Raw genomic sequence first — 17,068 nt, forward strand, 5'->3', positions numbered from 1 at the left:
GGATGTTCCGCTGTATGAATAAGTTTTCCATGCTCGCAGCGACCCTGGCGTTGCTGACCTGCAACAGTGTGCTGGCGATGGGACCGTTCGACATCTACGAACAAGCATTGCGCAATGATCCGGTGTTTCTCGGCGCCATCAAGGAACGCGATGCCGGCCTAGAAAACCGCGCCATTGGCCGCGCCGGGCTGTTGCCCAGGATCGGTTACAACTACAACAAGGGGCGCAACTCCTCCAAGGCCACCGCCCTCAATGAGCGCGGGCAGAACCGTACCGATGACCGCAACTACAGCAGTTACGGCTCGACCCTGACCCTGCAACAACCGTTGCTCGACTACGAGGCTTACGCGTCGTACCGCAAAGGCGTGGCGCAGTCGCTGTTTGCCGACGAAGCCTTTCGCGGCAAGAGCCAGGAGTTGCTGGTTCGGGTGCTGGAGCATTACACCCAGGCGCTGTTCGCTCAGGATCAGATTGACATCGCGCAAGCCAAGAAAAAGGCTTTCGAGCAACAGTTCCAGCAGAACGAACACATGTTCCGCCAGGGCGAGGGCACGCGCACCGACATCCTTGAGGCCGAGTCCCGCTATGAACTGGCCACGGCCGAGGAAATAGAAGCCCGTGATGAGCAGGACGCGTCGTTACGAGAGCTGGGCGCGTTGATTGGCGTGCCGGCGATCAACATTGGGGATTTGGCGCCGCTGGATCAGAGTTTCCAGACGTTCACCCTGCAGCCGGCCAATTACGACACCTGGCACGAGATGGCCGTGGCCAACAACCCGAACCTGGCGTCGCAGCGCCATGCCGTGGAAGTCGCGCGTTATGAAGTCGAACGCAACCGCGCCGGGCACCTGCCCAAAGTCAGCGCCTACGCCTCGGTGCGCCAGAACGAGTCGGAAAGCGGCAACACCTACAACCAGCGTTACGACACCAACACCATCGGCATCGAAGTCAACGTGCCGCTGTATGCCGGAGGCGGGGTATCCGCCTCGACTCGCCAGGCCAGCCGCACCATGGAGCAGGCCGAGTACGAACTGGACGGCAAGACCCGGGAAACGTTGATTGAACTGCGCCGCCAGTTCAGCGCCTGCCTGTCGGGTGTGAACAAGTTGCGGGCTTATCAGAAAGCCCTGAAGTCTGCCGAAGCGCTGGTGATTTCAACCAGGCAAAGCATTTTGGGCGGCGAGCGCGTCAACCTCGACGCATTAAATGCAGAACAACAACTATTTACCACCCGCCGCGATCTGGCACAGGCACGCTACGACTACTTGATGGCCTGGACCAAGTTGCATTACTACGCCGGGACGTTGAATGAGCAGGATTTGGCCAAGGTTGACGAGGCGTTCGGCCAAGGCCCGAGGAGTTAATAAGTTGAACCTGTAGCAGCTGGCGAAGCCTGCGTTCGGCTGCGGAGCAGTCGTAAAACCTGAGTTCGCGGTCTTCCTGAAACACCGCGCCGTCTGAATTAACGACTGCTCCGCAGCCGAACGCAGGCTTCGCCAGCTGCTACAGGGAGATGCGTTGCTGCCCGTTATGGGTAACCAGAATTCTAAAAACGCCAAAAAAGCGAGAAGTAAACATGGATGTACAGATCAAGCCGATGTCGGTCGGCACGCTATTACTCCTGGTGTCAGCAATACCGGTCTCGGTGCAAGCCGCTTATCTGGAAACCGGCAAACCCGGCGATGCCGCCAGTTGGCGCTCGGCGGAGTTCCAGCGCGACTGGGGACTCGCCCGCATGCAAGCCGATCAAGCCTACGCCGCCGGCATCACCGGCAAAGGCGTAAAAATCGGCGAGCTCGATTCTGGCTTCGATGCTGCCCACCCCGAATTCGCTACCGACCGTTATCACGCGGTGACCGCCAGCGGCAGTTACGTTGACGGCATCCCGTTCAATGTCGACGGCACACTCAACGCCAACAACGACTCCCATGGCACACACGTCGCCGGCACTATCGGTGCCTCGCGCGACGGCACCGGCATGCATGGCGTGGCCTACAACGCGCAGGTCTACGTCGGCAACACCAACAAGAACGACAGTTTCCTGTTCGGCCCCAATCCTGATCCTCGCTACTTCAAAGCGGTCTATAACGCGTTGGCGGATGCCGGTGTGCGAGCGATCAACAACAGCTGGGGCAGCCAACCGCCGGATGTCAGCTATCGGACCCTCGCCGATCTGCAGGCGGCCTACGCCCAGCACTGGAACAAAGGCACCTGGCTCGATGAGGCCGCAGACGTTTCCCGACGCGGTGTGATCAACGTGTTCAGTGCCGGTAACAGCGGTTACCCCAACGCCAGCGTGCGCTCGGCCTTGCCCTATTTCGAGCCGGACCTGGAAGGCCACTGGCTGGCGGTGTCGGGGCTGGATCAAGGCAACCAACAGAAATACAACCAGTGCGGGATCGCCAAGTATTGGTGCATCACCACCCCCGGCGCGAAGATCGACAGCACCATTCCCGGCGCAGGCTATGCGATCAAGTCCGGCACTTCCATGTCCGCGCCGCATGCCACCGGTGCCCTGGCGCTGGTGATGGAACGCTATCCGTACATGAACAACCAGCAGGCGCTGGAAACGCTGCTGACCACCGCCACCCAACTCGACGGCTCGATCACCGAGGCGCCGAGTACCCGCATCGGCTGGGGCGTCGCCAACCTCGAACGGGCGATGCACGGGCCGGGCCAATTGCTCGGACGTTTCGACGCCAATCTGGGGGCAGGGCAGAGCGATGTCTGGAGCAACGACATCACCGACAAGGCGCTGATTCAGCGTCAAAGCGAAGACGCGGCGGAGCACAGTGCCTGGCAACAGACGCTGCAGACCAAAGGTTGGGAGAACGGTGTACCGCTCGGTGCCAGCCAGCAGGATCTGACCGACTATGCGGTGGGCACGGCCCGTGATCTCGCCGCCGCCACTCGGGTCTACGAAGGCAGCCTGATCAAGTCTGGTGTCGGGCGCCTGATGCTCACCGGCAACAGCACTTATCGCGGGCCGACCACAGTGAATGGCGGTCTGCTGTCGGTCAACGGTTCGCTGGCATCGCAAGTGACCGTCAATGACAGCGGCACGCTGGGTGGGGCTGGACGCGTCGGCGCACTGACCGCCAATCGCGGCGCTACGGTTGCGCCGGGCAATTCCATTGGCACCTTGCAGGTCAGCGGCGACGTCACGTTTGCGCCGGGTTCAACCTACGCCGTGGAGCTGTCGCCGACCGCGAGTGACCGGATCGTCGCGGGCGGCACGGCCACGGTCAGCGGCGCGACCGTCAGCCTGTCACTGGAAAACAGCCCGACCTTGCTCAGCACTCAACAAGTGCAAAGCCTGCTCGGTCATCAGTACAACATCCTGCAAGCGGCCGGCGGCATTCAAGGTCAGTTCGGCGCGGTGCTGCCCAACTACCTGTTCATCGGCGGTAGCCTCGATTACGCGGCCACCGGTATTCAATTGAGTGTCGAGCGCAACGACACGACCTTCGCCAGCGTCGGCCAAACGCCGAACCAGCGCGCCGTAGCCTCCGCCGCTGAAGGGCTTGGGGCGGGCAATCCGGTTTACGAAAGCCTGCTGCTGTCGCCCACCGCGACGTCCGCCCAACAGGCGTTTCAGCAGTTGTCGGGGGAAATCTACCCGGCGCTGGGTTCGGTACTGATCAACGACAGCCGCTACCTGCGCGATGCTGTCGGTGAGCGGTTGATTGACGCCCAAGGCACTCAAAGCAATGGCTGGATCAAGGCGCTGGGCGCCTGGGGCAAAACCGATGAGCGCCATGACACCGCCGGTTACACCACTTCGATTGGCGGCTTGCTGGCCGGTGTCGACGGGGCGCTGGATGAGCAAACCCGGATCGGCCTGGTCACCGGTTATAGCGACAGCTCGGTGAGCATGGGCTCCGGCACTCACTCATCGGCCAAGGTCGACAGCTATCACCTGGGTGCTTATGCCGGCCGCGAGTCGGGTGCCTGGCGCCTGAGTGCCGGCGGTGCCTACAGCTGGCATCGCGCCGACGTCAAACGTGACCTGCACTACGGCGACGTCAGCGCCAAACAGAAAGCCAAGGTCGATGCCGGGACCACCCAAGTGTTCGGTGAAGCGGCGTATCGCCTGAACCTGCAACCGCTGGCGCTCGAATCCTTCGGGAACCTGGCCTACGTGCACCTCGACACTGAAGGTTTCACCGAGAAAGGTGACGCTGCGGCACTGAAAAGCAGTGGCGACACGCGTGACGCGGTACTCAGCACGTTGGGCGTGCGTGCATTGAAAACCGTGAACCTGTCCGGCCAGCAGAAGCTGGACCTGAGCGGCAGCCTCGGCTGGCAGCACAACCTGAGCCATACCGATTCCGAAGAACACCTGGCATTTGCCGGCGGCAGCACAGCGTTTTCCGTGGAGAGTTCGCCAATGGTGCGTGATGCGGCGCTGGTGGGCGCCCATGCCAGCCTGGCCCTGAGCCGGGACATCCGCTTGAATCTCGATTACACCGGCCAACTGGCCAGCCGCGAGAAGAGCCATGGCGTGGGCCTCAGCCTCAATTGGCAGTTTTAAAGCAGAACCCTTGTAGCAGCTGGCGCAGCCTGCGTTCGGCTGCGAAGCAGTCGTAAACCCTGCATCCGCGGTGTGTCTGACGGACCGCGGTGCCTGATATTGCGACTGCTTCGCAGCCGAACGCAGGCTGCGCCAGCTGCTACAGGGGGGCGTGTTTCACAAATAAAAATGAGTGCTTTCAAGGCACAGGATTTGGCAACACAACTAAGGACGGTAACTGGATGAATAACAAGCACAACAACCTTGCCTTGCTCTGCGCATTGGCCACCCTCGGTACCGCGCAAGCGGCGCCTTACGTGGAAAACGGTCGAGCAGGCGATCCCAACAGTTGGCGCAGCACTGAATTCAACGCCGATTGGGGGCTGGGAGCGGTCAACGCACAAACGGCCTATGCCGCCGGTTACACCGGCAAAGGCGTGAAGCTGGGGATCTTTGACCAACCGGTCTACGCCGCGCATCCGGAATTCTCCGGCCCGAACAAAGTGATCAACCTGGTCACCAGCGGTATCCGCGAATACACCGACCCGTACATCCCGGTCAAAGCCGGCGATGCGTTTCGTTATGACGGTTCGCCCACGATCGATTCCGACGGCGAGTATGGTGCCCACGGTACCCACGTTGCCGGTATCGCTGCGGGCAGTCGCGATGGCGGCCCGATGCATGGCGTGGCATTTGGTGCGCAGATCATCAGTGCGGACAACGGCGATCCGGGCCCGGAGGACGGCATCATTCGCGGCAACGACGGCGCGGTCTACAAGGCCGGTTGGGATGCCTTGATCGCCAGCGGCGCGCGGATCATCAATAACAGTTGGGGCATCGGCATCACCGATCGCTTCGACCTCGGTGGACGCAACCCCGCCTACCCGCATTTCACCGTGCAAGATGCGCAATTGCAGTTCAACGAGATCAGTCCGTTACTCGGGACCAAACCGGGCGGAGCCTATGACGGCGCCATCGCGGCGGCCCGCAGCGGTATCGTGACGATCTTCGCCGCCGGCAACGATTACAACCTCAACAACCCGGACGCCATTGCAGGCCTGGGCTACTTCGTGCCGGACATCGCGCCGAACTGGGTGACCGTGGCGGCGTTGCAGAAAAACCCGGACCTCAACAGCCCGAACCCCTACACCATCAGCACCTTCTCATCACGTTGCGGCTACACCGCCAGCTTTTGCGTGTCCGCACCGGGCAGCAAGATCTACAGCTCGATCATCAGCGGTACCAACGCCGACAACCTGACCACCGGCTACACCAACTACAACGGCACGTCGATGGCAGCGCCGCACGTCGCCGGCTCCATGGCCGTGCTGATGGAACGCTTCCCGTACATGACCGGCGCCCAGGTCGCCAGCGTGTTGCGCACCACGGCCACCGACCTCGGTGCACCCGGCGTCGATTCGCTGTACGGCTGGGGGATGATCAACCTGCGCAAAGGCATCGATGGCCCGGCGATGTTGGTCACCGAGCAGGACATTCCCGAGGAGTTCCGCATCCAGGGTGCCTACGGTTCAAGCCAGTTTGTGGCGGACTTGCCGGGGATCGGTGCGATTATCGACAAGGGCAAACCGACCGAGCGCGTGTGCAATGACGTGCACTGCGGCCTCGACACGTGGCGCAACGACATTTCCGGCCATGGTGGCCTGACCAAGCAGGGCATCGGCACGCTGGTGCTGACCGGCGCCAACACCTACGCCGGTCCGACGCTGGTCAATCAGGGCCGCTTGGCCATCAACGGTTCGCTGCTCTCGGCGGTCACCGTCAACGACAGCGGGATCCTCGGCGGTAATGGCCGCATCGGCGCATTGACCGCGAAACGCGGCGGCACGGTAGCGCCAGGCAACTCCATCGGCACCTTGCAAGTAGCAGGGGACGTGACCTTCGAACCTGGCTCGACCTACGCCGTGGAGTTATCGCCGACCCGCAGCGATCAGATCGTGGCGGGCGGTAAAGCCGTGATCGACGGCGCGACCGTCAGCCTGTCCCTGGAAAACAGTCCGACCTTGCTGACCCCTAGCGAAGTGAAATCATTGCTCGGCAACCAATACAACATTCTGCAAGCGGCCGGCGGGATCGAAGGGCGTTTCGGCGCCGTGCTCCCGGATTATCTGTTCATCGGAGGCACACTCGACTACTCGGCCAATGGCATCCAACTGGCGGTTGAGCGCAACGCAGCGTCCTTCGCCAGCGTCGGCCAAACCCCGAATCAACGCGCCGTTGCCGCGGCCGCCGAGCAACTGGGCGCGGGCAATTCGCTCTATGAAACCTTGCTGCTTTCGCCGACCGCCGCCGTCGCACAACAAGCCTTCCAGCAACTGTCGGGCGAGGTTCACCCGGCGATCGGCACGCTGCTGATCAACGACAGCCGTTACCTGCGCGATGCCGTCGGCGAACGCCTGCGCGAGCGTGATCTGTTCAACGCGGCGGCACCCACCGATGACCGCAGCAACGCCTGGGTCAAAGTGCTTGGCGCCTGGGGCAAGAGCGATGGCGGGCATGACAACGCCAGTTCCAACAGCTCCATTGGCGGCTTGCTGGCCGGTGTCGACGGGCTGATCACTGAAGATACGCGCCTGGGTTTCGTCACCGGTTACAGCGACAGTTCGTTAAGCATGGGCGATGGCACGCATTCGTCAGCCTCCGTCGACAGCTACCACTTGGGCGCCTATCTGGGCCACGAAATCGACGCCCTGCGTTTGAGCGTCGGCGGCACTTACAGCTGGCATCGCATTGACGTGAAGCGTGACCTGCAATTGGGCGACGTCAGCGGCAAACAGAAATCCAAACGCGATGCGACCACCGCCCAACTGTTTACCGAAGCGGCGTATCGCCTGGACCTGCAACCGCTGGCACTGGAGCCGTTCGCCAACCTGGCTTACGTGCACCTCAACAGCGACAGCTTCACCGAGAAAGGTGATGCCGCGGCGCTCAAGGGTGGCGAAGACAACCGCGACGCCGTGCTCTCAACCCTCGGTGTGCGGGCAAGCAAAGCGATTGCCCTGTCGGACCAACAGCAACTGGAACTGTCCGCCACGCTGGGCTGGCAGCACAACCTGAGCAACACACGTTCCGAAAGTCATCTGGCCTTCGCCAACGGCAACACCGGGTTCAGCGTGCAGAGCGTTTCCCTGGATCGTAACGCCGCCGTTGTGGGTGCGCGGGCCGGTCTGGCGGTGGCGCAGGACGTTCGTTTGAGCCTGGATTACAACGGACTGCTTGGTTCCAACGAGAAAGACCACGGTGTGGGTCTGACGCTCGACTGGCAGTTCTGATTTAACGCAAAGGAAGCCAACCTATGGGACTGTTTGATTACAAAAATGCGGACGGCAAGGCGTTGTACTCCGACGCCATCGCACTGACGCTGTATGCGTACACGCCAACCGGTCAACCGCTGCCGGCGACCGGTTGGGCGCCGATTGGCGCTACGCAGCTGGGTTATCAAGGCAAGGTCGGCGCTCAAGGCACCTTTTATGGCGAGAAGGACGGTTTCACCAGCGCCGAAGCCGAAGTGCTCGGCAAGTACGACGGGGCGGGCAAGCTGATCGGTATCGGCATTGCTTTTCGTGGCACCGGCGGCTTGGGTTACAGCGACACCTTCGGCGACATGAAAAACAACCTGCTGGCTGCCGTCGGCCCGGTGGATTACGCGACGAACTACGCGAAGAATGCCTTCGACAACTTGCTCAAGGATGTTGCCGCGTTTGCGATTGCCCATGGCCTGGGCGCCAGGGATGTTTTGGTCAGCGGTCATAGCCTGGGCGGGCTGGGCGTCAACAGCCTCGCCGAACTGAGTGGCAACAACTGGGGCGGTTTCTTCAAGGAGGCCAACTACGTTGCCTTCGCCTCACCGACCCAGAGCGCTACCGGCAACAATGTGCTGAACATCGGTTACGAGAACGATCCGGTGTTTCGGGTGCTGGACGGCACCACGTTCAGCAGCGGCTCCCTGGGCAAGCACGACGGACATCAGGGCTCGGCGACCAACAACATCGTCAACTTCAATGACCAGTACGCGTCCACCGCGCAGAACCTGGTGCCGTTCAGCATCCTGAATCCGCTGAACTGGTCGGCTCACGGTTCGCTGGGTTATGCCGACGGGTTGAACCGGGTGATCGACTCGCGCTTCTACGACCTCACCGACAAGGACTCGACGCTGATCGTGTCCAACCTGACGGAAGAATCCCGGGGCAAGACCTGGGTCGAGGACCTCGGTCGCAGCGGCGAACCTCACGTTGGCAGCACCTTCATCATTGGCACCGACAGCAACGACCTGCTCAAGGGCGGTGCCGGCAATGACTTCATCGAAGGTCGCGACGGCGATGATCGGTTCCGCGATGACGGTGGCTACAACCTCCTGTTGGGCGGCAAGGGCAGCAACACCTTCGAATTGCAGAAGCCGTTGCAGAACTTCAGCGTTGCCAATGACGGCGACGGCACGCTGTACGTGCGTGATGCCTATGGCGGCCTCAGCATGACCCGCGACATCGGGGCGCTGGTCAGTAAAGAGCCGGGCTCATGGTGGGGGAGCAAGGAGGTGAGTTACAGCGTTACCGCCAACGGTTTGCTCAACGGCAGCGAGCTTACCCAGTACAACCACTCGCTTAACGGTGATGCCTACGGCAACACACTGGCAGCCAGCATCGACGGCGACTGGTTGTTCGGCAATGCTGGCGACGACCTGCTGCGCAGCGACAAAAGCCAGGTGACCTTCGTCGGTGGCGCGGGCAATGACGTGATGCAGGCCTCGGGTGGCAACAATACGTTCCTGTTCAGCGGCGCCTTCGGTTTCGACGCGATCAATGGCTACCAGGGCAGCGACAAACTGCTGTTCATGGGCGTTGAGGGCGCGGGGCAGGGGTATGACTACAAACAACACGCTTCGCAGTCGGGCCAGGACACGGTGCTGAAAATTGGCGATTTTGCCGTGACCCTGGTGGGGGTGGGACTGGATAACCTGTCGGCTTCAGGCATTACGTTTGCCTGAGGCGGCATGCACTAAATGCTCCGGGACGCCTCGTAGTGAGGCGTCCTGGTTGTGAGCTATCTCTGACAATTCCAACAAAAAGAGAGGCAATACCAATGGGTGTGTACGACTACAAAAACTTCGATACAGCCGATTCCAAAGTGTTATTTACCGACGCGATGGCGATCACGCTGTATTCCTACCACAACCTCGATAACGGCTTTGCCACCGGTTATCAGCACAACGGCTTCGGCCTTGGCTTGCCGGCGACACTGGTGAGCGCACTGATCGGTGGTACCGACTCCCAGGGCGTCATTCCCGGAATCCCCTGGAACCCCGATTCGGAAAAAGCTGCGCTGGATGCGGTGCAGAAAGCCGGCTGGACGCCGATCACCGCCACGCAACTGGGCTATGACGGCAAGGTTGATGCACGCGGAACGTTCTTCGGCGAAAAGGCCGGGTACACCAGCGCTCAGGTGGAAATCCTCGGCAAGTACGACGCGCAGGGTCATCTCAGCGAAATTGGTATCGCCTTTCGCGGCACCAGCGGCCCACGAGAAAGCCAGATCAGCGACTCCATCGGCGATGTGATCAATGACCTGCTGGCGGCGTTCGGGCCAAAGGATTATGCGAAAAACTACGTCGGCGAAGCCTTCGGCAATCTGCTCGGCGACGTCGCGGCCTTTGCCCAGGCCAATGGTCTGTCGGGCAAGGACGTGCTGGTCAGCGGTCACAGCCTCGGCGGGCTGGCGGTCAACAGCCTGGCGGATTTGAGCCGCGACAAGTGGGCCGGGTTCTACCAGGATTCCAACTACATCGCCTACGCCTCGCCGACCCAAAGCAGCACCGATAAAGTGCTGAATGTCGGTTACGAGAACGACCCGGTGTACCGCGCCCTCGACGGTTCATCGTTCAACCTGGCATCGGTGGGCGTGCACGACGCCGCCAAGGTCTCGGCGACCGATAACATCGTCAGCTTCAACGACCACTACGCTTCGACAGCGTGGAATGTGCTGCCGTTTTCCATCCTCAACATCCCGACCTGGATCTCGCACTTGCCCACCGCCTATGGCGACGGCATGAACCGGGTGATCGAGTCGAAGTTCTACGACCTCACCAGCAAAGATTCGACGATTATCGTTGCCAACCTGTCGGACCCGGCGCGTGCCAACACCTGGGTTCAGGACCTCAATCGCAATGCTGAAACCCACAAGGGCAGCACTTTCATCATCGGCAGCGACGGCAACGATCTGATCCAGGGTGGCCGGGGCAACGACTATCTGGAAGGCCGCGATGGCAACGACACCTTCCGTGAGGGTGGTGGCTACAACATCCTGTTGGGGGGCAAGGGCGACAACGTGCTGGACATGCAGCAGTCGGTGCAAAACTTCGACTTCGCCAATGACGGCGCCGGCAACCTGTACATCCGCGACGTCAATGGCGGCGTCAGCATCACCCGCGACATTGGCAGCATTGTGAGCAAGGAGCCGGGTTTTCTGTGGGGGCTGTTCAAGGATGACGTGACCCACAGCGTCACCGCCGAAGGTCTTAAGGCGGACAGCAACCTGACGCAGTACGCGTCAACAGTGAAGGGCGGCGCCGGGACCGATACGCTTACGGCTCACGCTGGTGGCGATTGGTTGTTTGGACTGGACGGCAACGATCATTTGCTCGGCAGCAACGGTAACGACGTGTTTGTCGGCGGGGCGGGCAATGATGTGTTGGAGTCGGGCGGCGGGGTCGATACGTTCCTGTTTAGCGGCGCGTTCGGTCAGGACCGGGTGGTTGGCTACCAGGCTAGCGACAAACTGGTGTTTCTCGGGGTTCAGGGGGTGACGCCGGATAACGATTATCGGGCCCATGCCACGGCGGTGGGGCACGACACGGTGCTGACGTTTGGGGGGGATTCGGTGACGTTGGTCGGGGTTGGGCTGGATAGTTTGTCCAGTTCAGGGGTGGTTATCGCCTGAGGGTGATGGGCTGACTGGAAGGGCCCCATCGCGAGCGGGCTCACTCCCACATTGGATCTGTGGCGTTCACAAATCCCCCTGTGGGAGCCTGCTCGCGATGAACGATAACCCGGTATTTAATCTTCCTTTCGGATCGTGCTTACTTCATCGGCCCGGACCTTCACTTTCGCCCCGGAAATATCTTCGAATTCGAAGAAGCCGTCCTTGGTCTTGGTTTTCGGCATGTCCTTGGTCAAATACTGGGTGCCGTTCTGCAGTGTCACAACCGTTGGCGTCGAGCAACCGGCCAGGGCCAGAAAGGCCGCTACCGCCAAGGGCAAACCCAGAGTCTTGATATTCATAACCACCTCTCATCCTTTAAAAAAAACAGTGCGAATGCCACGAACGAAATCAACCGTCACTGTACCTCTATCGCGGTTGGTGCGATGGATCGGCAGAAAGTTCAGAGGCACAGGAAAAATTAGCGGCTCAGGCCGCCGCTTATCCTTTTCCGTTTGCCCGGGCGGGGCGTAGCTGGTATCTGTACGCATAACCAGTACTCGCTCACCATGGCTTTTTTCCTGTGACTGCAAATCCTCTCGACGATCCGTTCTATTACTTGAACAACTTCATGCAAGTGCTTGATTGGCTTGAGCATCGCTATGCCGATGTGTTGAGTGTCGAAGAGCAACACTTCATTTGCGAGTTCAAACGGTTGCCCCGTGAATCCAGGGCGTTGCTGGTCAGGATGGTGATGCGTAAGGGGCATCACTTCCGGGCGAGCAAGCTGCGTTACCTGGAGATCGGCGACATCGGCATCGCCGCCGAGCCACTGCTGGCGCTGGGCTGGATCGATGAGCAATTGCCGCTGTCGATCGAAGTGCTGTTCGAGATGCTGCTCAAGGCGGAAATTCTCCAGCATTTTGGCCCCGTCATCGATCAACCCAAGGGCAAAAAGACCGATTGGCTGCCGGCGCTGAGCGAACAGTTTCCTCAGGCTCTCAGCTTCGGACAGTGGTGCCCGTCGCTGGATGACCGATTGTTCAGCCTGACCATCATGGGCCTGTGCGACCGGCTGCGCTTGATGTTTTTCGGCAATCTTTACCAGGACTGGTCCGAGTTCGTATTGGCCGACCTTGGCATCTTCACCTATGAAAAAGTCGAGTTCTGCGCCGATTCCCGAGGGCTGCGCAGCCGCGACGACGTGGACGCCTGCCTCTTCCTGCATGAATGTCAGCAACATTTCGAAGCCGGCGAAGCCGTGGAAGGCATTGTCGAGCAGATCAAAGGGCTGGCGCTGAGCAATCCCTGGCTGCAACGACGTCGCGGCAAACTGTTGTTCCAGATTGGCCAGCACTGCGAGCGTGTGGCGGATTTCTCTACCGCACTGGTGATCTACCGCGAGTGCGCCTATCCCGGCGCGCGCCTGCGCTTGATTCGCGTGTTGGAGCGCTGCGGGGAATACCAGCTGGCCATGGACCTGGCCACCGCAGCGGAGCAAGCACCGGAAAGTGCCGCCGAGCAGCAACAATTGCTGCGTGTGCTGCCCCGGCTGCGGCGCAAGCTGGGCGGACCGGTGATAAAGCGCTCGTCGCCACGGGAAATGCTGCGCCTGGACTTGCAACTGCCCAGAACCGACCCGGCATTGTCGGTGGAATCCTACGTACAGGCGCATTTGACGGAAGATTCGGCGCCGGTGCATTACGTCGAAAACAGCCTGATCAACTCGCTGTTCGGCCTGCTGTGCTGGCCGGCGATTTTCGCGCCGCTGCCGGGGGCGTTTTTCCACCCGTTCCAGCGTGGGCCGGTGGATCTGCTCAATGAGGACTTCCACGCACGCCGCGCGGAGCTGTTCCAGGGCTGCCTGGCTGAACTGGATGACGGGCGTTACCGCCAGACGATTCGCCAACGCTATGCCAGCAAGTGGGGCGTGCAGTCGCCCTTCGTGTTCTGGGGTGTGCTGAGCGAAGAATTGCTCGATCAGGCACTCGATTGCCTGCCGGCCGAACACCTCAGGCACTGGTTCAATCGACTGCTGTTGGACATCAAGGCCAATCGTGCCGGCATGCCGGACCTGATCCAGTTCTGGCCGCAGGACAAAACCTACCGGATGATCGAAGTCAAAGGCCCCGGTGATCGCCTGCAAGACAATCAATTGCGCTGGCTCGAGTTCTGTCATGAGCACCAGATGCCGATTGCCGTCTGCTACGTGCAGTGGGCGGAGCAAAGCGCTTGAGTTACAGCATCGCGGTGCGGGCGCTGTGTGAATTCACCGCCAAGGTCGGTGACCTCGACCTGCGTTTTACGCCTACGCCGACGGCGCTGGAAGGGATGGTCGGGCACCGCACGGTGGCGTCCCGGCGCAGCGAGGGCTACCAGAGTGAAGTCGCGCTTGAAGGCCTGTACCAAACGTTGAAGGTAAAGGGCCGGGCCGACGGCTATGACCCCGCGCAAAATTGCCTGGAAGAAGTCAAAACCTATCGCGGCGACTTGAGCAAGCAACCGGCCAACCACCGTCAGTTGCACTGGGCGCAGGCGAAGATTTACGGCTGGTTGATGTGCCAGAAACTGCAGCTGACGCAGATCAATCTGGCCCTGGTGTACTTCAACATCGTCAATGAACAGGAAACCTGCCTGGTCGAGGCTTTCAGCGCCGCGCAACTGCGGCTGTTCTTCGAACAACATTGCGCCTTGTTCCTGCACTGGGCCGAACAGGAAATGGCTCATCGCGAAGGACGTAATCGGGCGGCGCAACAACTGGCGTTTCCCCATGCCGACTTTCGACCGGGGCAGCGTCATCTGGCGGAATCGGTGTTCAAGGCGGTCAGCACCGGTCGTTGCTTGATGGCCCAGGCGCCCACGGGGATCGGCAAGACGGTCGGCACGCTGTTCCCGATGCTCAAGGCCCTGGCGCCGCAGCAACTGGACAAGGTGTTTTTCCTCACGGCGAAAACCCCGGGGCGCAAACTGGCGCTGGACGCCGCGCAAGTGATCCTCGACAGCGCCGGCGCGCCACCCTTGCGGGTGCTCGAAATGATCGCCCGGGACAAGGCCTGCGAACATCCGGACAAAGCCTGTCACGGCGAATCCTGCCCGTTGGCCCAGGGGTTTTATGATCGCTTGCCCGCCGCTCGCCAGGCGGCCAGCAAATTGTCCCTGCTGAACCAGAACGCTTTGCGCGAGGTCGCCCTGCAACACGACATCTGTCCCTATTACCTGAGCCAGGAAATGGCCCGCTGGGCAGACGTGGTAGTCGCCGATTACAACTACTATTTCGACTTCAGCGCGCTGCTGTTCGGGCTGGCCCAGGCCAATAACTGGAAAGTCGCGGTGTTGGTGGACGAAGCACACAACCTGGTGGAGCGCGGCCGGCAGATGTATAGCGCCAGCCTCGACCAATCGACCCTCAACGCTGTACGAAAAACCGCGCCCGAGGCGTTGAAAAAATCCTTGCAGCGGGTCAATCGTGAGTGGAATGCCCTGCATAACCAGCAACTCGGTGCCTATCAAGCCTATGACAAGGCGCCGGAAAAACTTCTCCAGGCGTTGTCATCGTGCAGCGCGAGCATCGGCGATTACCTGAACGATCACCCGCAAGGCCTGGACGGGGCGTTACAGAACTTCTATTTCGACATGCTGCAGTTTTGCCGAGTGGCCGAGCTGTTTGATGAACAGTTCCTGTTCGACATCAGCAAGCGCGACCTCGACCGCCAACGCAACCTGTCGCAGCTGTGCCTGCGCAACGTGGTGCCCGCCGGTTTCATCCGCCCACGCCTGACGGCCGCACGCAGCACCGTGCTGTTTTCTGCGACCCTGAGCCCTCGCCACTACTATGCCGACCTGCTTGGTACGCCAACGAACACGGTGTGGATAGACGTTGAATCGCCCTTTCACGCCGATCAGCTGCAAGTGCACATCGTCAGCCAGATCTCCACGCGGTTTGTCCATCGCCAGTCATCCCTCGCACCGATCGTCGAGCTGATCGCCCGGCAGTTCAGCCAACGCCCCGGCAACTACCTGGCGTTTTTCAGCAGCTTCGATTATTTGCAGCAAGTGGCGCAGTTGCTGGCCCAGCGGCATCCTGACATCACTCTGTGGTCGCAGTCCCGGGGCATGGGGGAAGGGCAGCGACAGGACTTCCTCGATCAGTTCACCGCCGAGAGTCAGGGCGTCGGTTTCGCGGTATTGGGCGGGGCTTTTGGCGAAGGCATCGACTTGCCGGGCGCGCGCCTGATCGGAGCGTTTATCGCCACCCTCGGGCTGGCGCAACTCAACCCGGTCAACGAGCAGTTGAAACAGCGCATGGCAGCCATTTTCGGCGCCGGTTATGACTACACCTACCTGTTTCCCGGCGTGCAGAAAGTGGTGCAGGCGGCGGGGAGGGTGATCCGCACCCAGCAGGATCAAGGGGTGGTGATGCTGATCGATGACCGGTTTGGCGACAGCAAGGTCAAACAGCTACTGCCGCGCTGGTGGTCGATTGCTCCGAGGATTTTGCACACTATCGAGTAGGATTTTTTACTTTAAAAACATCGACATATCTTGAAAGACACGCCCATTTGAACAAGCAGCGAATACTGTCTTTATTCAAAGAGCCCGTCATCACTTTCAAGCTGAATCTTTGATAAGGAAATCAAGATATGTCAGTAGCACCGCAATACACGTACACCCCTGAGCAGGTCACCGTAGCATTCAATGAAATAAAAGCGACGCTGTTCAGCGGCATCACGGCCGAGGCAACCCCCAAAATCCTGGTCGTTGCCGGGCTGCAAGGGTCAGGTAAAACCTACCTGCTGGAAAAGACCCTGCTGCCTTCAAATCGCTACAACAATTATGTTCGTCTTTACCTGCCCGACTACCGCAAGAAACACCCCCAATACACAGAGATGATCAAACACGGGGTCTTGCATGCGTATGAGCATACCGAGGCATTTGTTCGCGAAGTCAGTACGAAAATCTATAAGCAAGCCTTCAGCGGCAAATTCAACATCATCATGGAATGTGCGTTCGATAGCCTCGATTTTGCAGCCTTCCCGCCGTCGGCGACCGCCGCCGGTTATCAGTTCGAAACTCACATTGTGGGCTGCACTCAAGCGTTTGCTCATGTGTCGAGCATCAAACGAGCGTTCAAAAGCCTTGAAGACCAGGAAATGGAACGGTTTCTCACGGTATCGACGCTGGATGCCAGCATGAGTTATGCGCCTGCGATCATCCTGGCCTTGGAGACGGCTGCAAAAGCGGTCAGCGGCTCGCAAGTCAATGTGTACGAACGCGGGTTCGGCGTGTTGAACGAACGGACCTTGATTGCCCAGAGTACTTACTCCAAAACTGCCGGCGGTTCCGTTGCCACAACGACAACCAAGGTGGATTTTGCGTACAGCATCTATTCGAATATTATCGACAACCACATCTTCGCGGCGAGCGATCGCGATGAAGTCATCAAAGAGTGCCACCTGGCACTGCTCAAGATGGCGACTCATGCTTCGCATGTTCCCAAATTCGTCTACAACGATCTGTACGCCTACATCGTCAAACACGTCAATCGATAACGCTGGGCGACGAGTACCGTTTTTCCGGCTTTCCAAATGCGTGGTATGTCGCATACTCCAAAAAACGGTCATACCA

At 60.2% G+C, this 17,068-nt stretch carries 9 protein-coding genes; 8 read left to right on the plus strand and 1 reads right to left on the minus strand.

Going from position 1 to position 17,068, the window contains the following annotated elements:
- Positions 1-2 precede the first annotated feature (2 nt).
- The 5 genes from BLW70_RS19085 (at position 3) to BLW70_RS19105 (ending at position 11,464) form a co-directional block, all read left to right on the plus strand.
- The gene (locus BLW70_RS19085; protein ID WP_074876538.1) at positions 3-1,364 is read left to right on the plus strand and encodes a TolC family outer membrane protein; all 1,362 of its coding nucleotides are present in this window, start codon (positions 3-5) and stop codon (positions 1,362-1,364) included.
- 212 nt (positions 1,365-1,576) lie between these two features.
- Complete coding sequence (eprS, locus tag BLW70_RS19090; protein ID WP_074876540.1) at positions 1,577-4,534, plus strand: autotransporter serine peptidase EprS; 2,958 nt, start codon at positions 1,577-1,579, stop codon at positions 4,532-4,534.
- 221 nt (positions 4,535-4,755) lie between these two features.
- On the plus strand, positions 4,756-7,803 hold the full coding sequence (locus BLW70_RS19095) for an autotransporter serine protease (RefSeq protein ID WP_074876542.1): 3,048 nt from the start codon (positions 4,756-4,758) through the stop codon (positions 7,801-7,803).
- 23 nt (positions 7,804-7,826) lie between these two features.
- The gene (locus BLW70_RS19100) at positions 7,827-9,515 is read left to right on the plus strand and encodes a polyurethane esterase (protein WP_074876544.1); all 1,689 of its coding nucleotides are present in this window, start codon (positions 7,827-7,829) and stop codon (positions 9,513-9,515) included.
- A 95-nt stretch (positions 9,516-9,610) separates the two neighbouring features.
- Entirely contained in the window at positions 9,611-11,464 is a 1,854-nt protein-coding gene (locus BLW70_RS19105) for a polyurethane esterase (protein WP_074876546.1), read from the plus strand.
- A gap of 116 nt (positions 11,465-11,580) precedes the next feature.
- Here the strand turns inward: BLW70_RS19105 and BLW70_RS19110 are convergent, their stop codons facing one another.
- The gene (locus BLW70_RS19110; protein ID WP_074876548.1) at positions 11,581-11,805 is read right to left on the minus strand and encodes a YgdI/YgdR family lipoprotein; all 225 of its coding nucleotides are present in this window, start codon (positions 11,803-11,805) and stop codon (positions 11,581-11,583) included.
- Between the two features lie 221 nt (positions 11,806-12,026).
- Between BLW70_RS19110 and BLW70_RS19115 the strand changes: the two genes are divergently transcribed.
- From BLW70_RS19115 to BLW70_RS19125, 3 genes are all read left to right on the plus strand, one after another.
- Positions 12,027-13,679, plus strand: a complete 1,653-nt coding sequence (locus BLW70_RS19115; protein WP_074876550.1) for a VRR-NUC domain-containing protein — start codon at positions 12,027-12,029, stop codon at positions 13,677-13,679.
- Positions 13,676-15,955, plus strand: coding sequence for an ATP-dependent DNA helicase (locus BLW70_RS19120; protein WP_074876552.1), 2,280 nt, complete (start codon positions 13,676-13,678; stop codon positions 15,953-15,955). Before BLW70_RS19115 ends, BLW70_RS19120 begins: the two co-directional genes overlap by 4 nt.
- 128 nt (positions 15,956-16,083) lie before the next feature.
- The gene (locus BLW70_RS19125; RefSeq protein WP_074876554.1) at positions 16,084-16,992 is read left to right on the plus strand and encodes a zeta toxin family protein; all 909 of its coding nucleotides are present in this window, start codon (positions 16,084-16,086) and stop codon (positions 16,990-16,992) included.
- Positions 16,993-17,068 lie beyond the last annotated feature (76 nt).

It is taken from the genome of Pseudomonas frederiksbergensis (assembly GCF_900105495.1).
Classification (GTDB): domain Bacteria; phylum Pseudomonadota; class Gammaproteobacteria; order Pseudomonadales; family Pseudomonadaceae; genus Aquipseudomonas; species Aquipseudomonas frederiksbergensis.

Excerpts from the sequence above, each read along its gene's own strand:
- BLW70_RS19085 (WP_074876538.1), top strand. The coding sequence starts at position 3 with ATGTTCCGCTGTATGAATAAGTTTTCCATGCTCGCAGCGACCCTGGCG.
- eprS (WP_074876540.1), top strand. The coding sequence starts at position 1,577 with ATGGATGTACAGATCAAGCCGATGTCGGTCGGCACGCTATTACTCCTG.
- BLW70_RS19095 (WP_074876542.1), top strand. The coding sequence starts at position 4,756 with ATGAATAACAAGCACAACAACCTTGCCTTGCTCTGCGCATTGGCCACC.
- BLW70_RS19100 (WP_074876544.1), top strand. The coding sequence starts at position 7,827 with ATGGGACTGTTTGATTACAAAAATGCGGACGGCAAGGCGTTGTACTCC.
- BLW70_RS19105 (WP_074876546.1), top strand. The coding sequence starts at position 9,611 with ATGGGTGTGTACGACTACAAAAACTTCGATACAGCCGATTCCAAAGTG.
- BLW70_RS19110 (WP_074876548.1), bottom strand. The coding sequence starts at position 11,805 with ATGAATATCAAGACTCTGGGTTTGCCCTTGGCGGTAGCGGCCTTTCTG.
- BLW70_RS19125 (WP_074876554.1), top strand. The coding sequence starts at position 16,084 with ATGTCAGTAGCACCGCAATACACGTACACCCCTGAGCAGGTCACCGTA.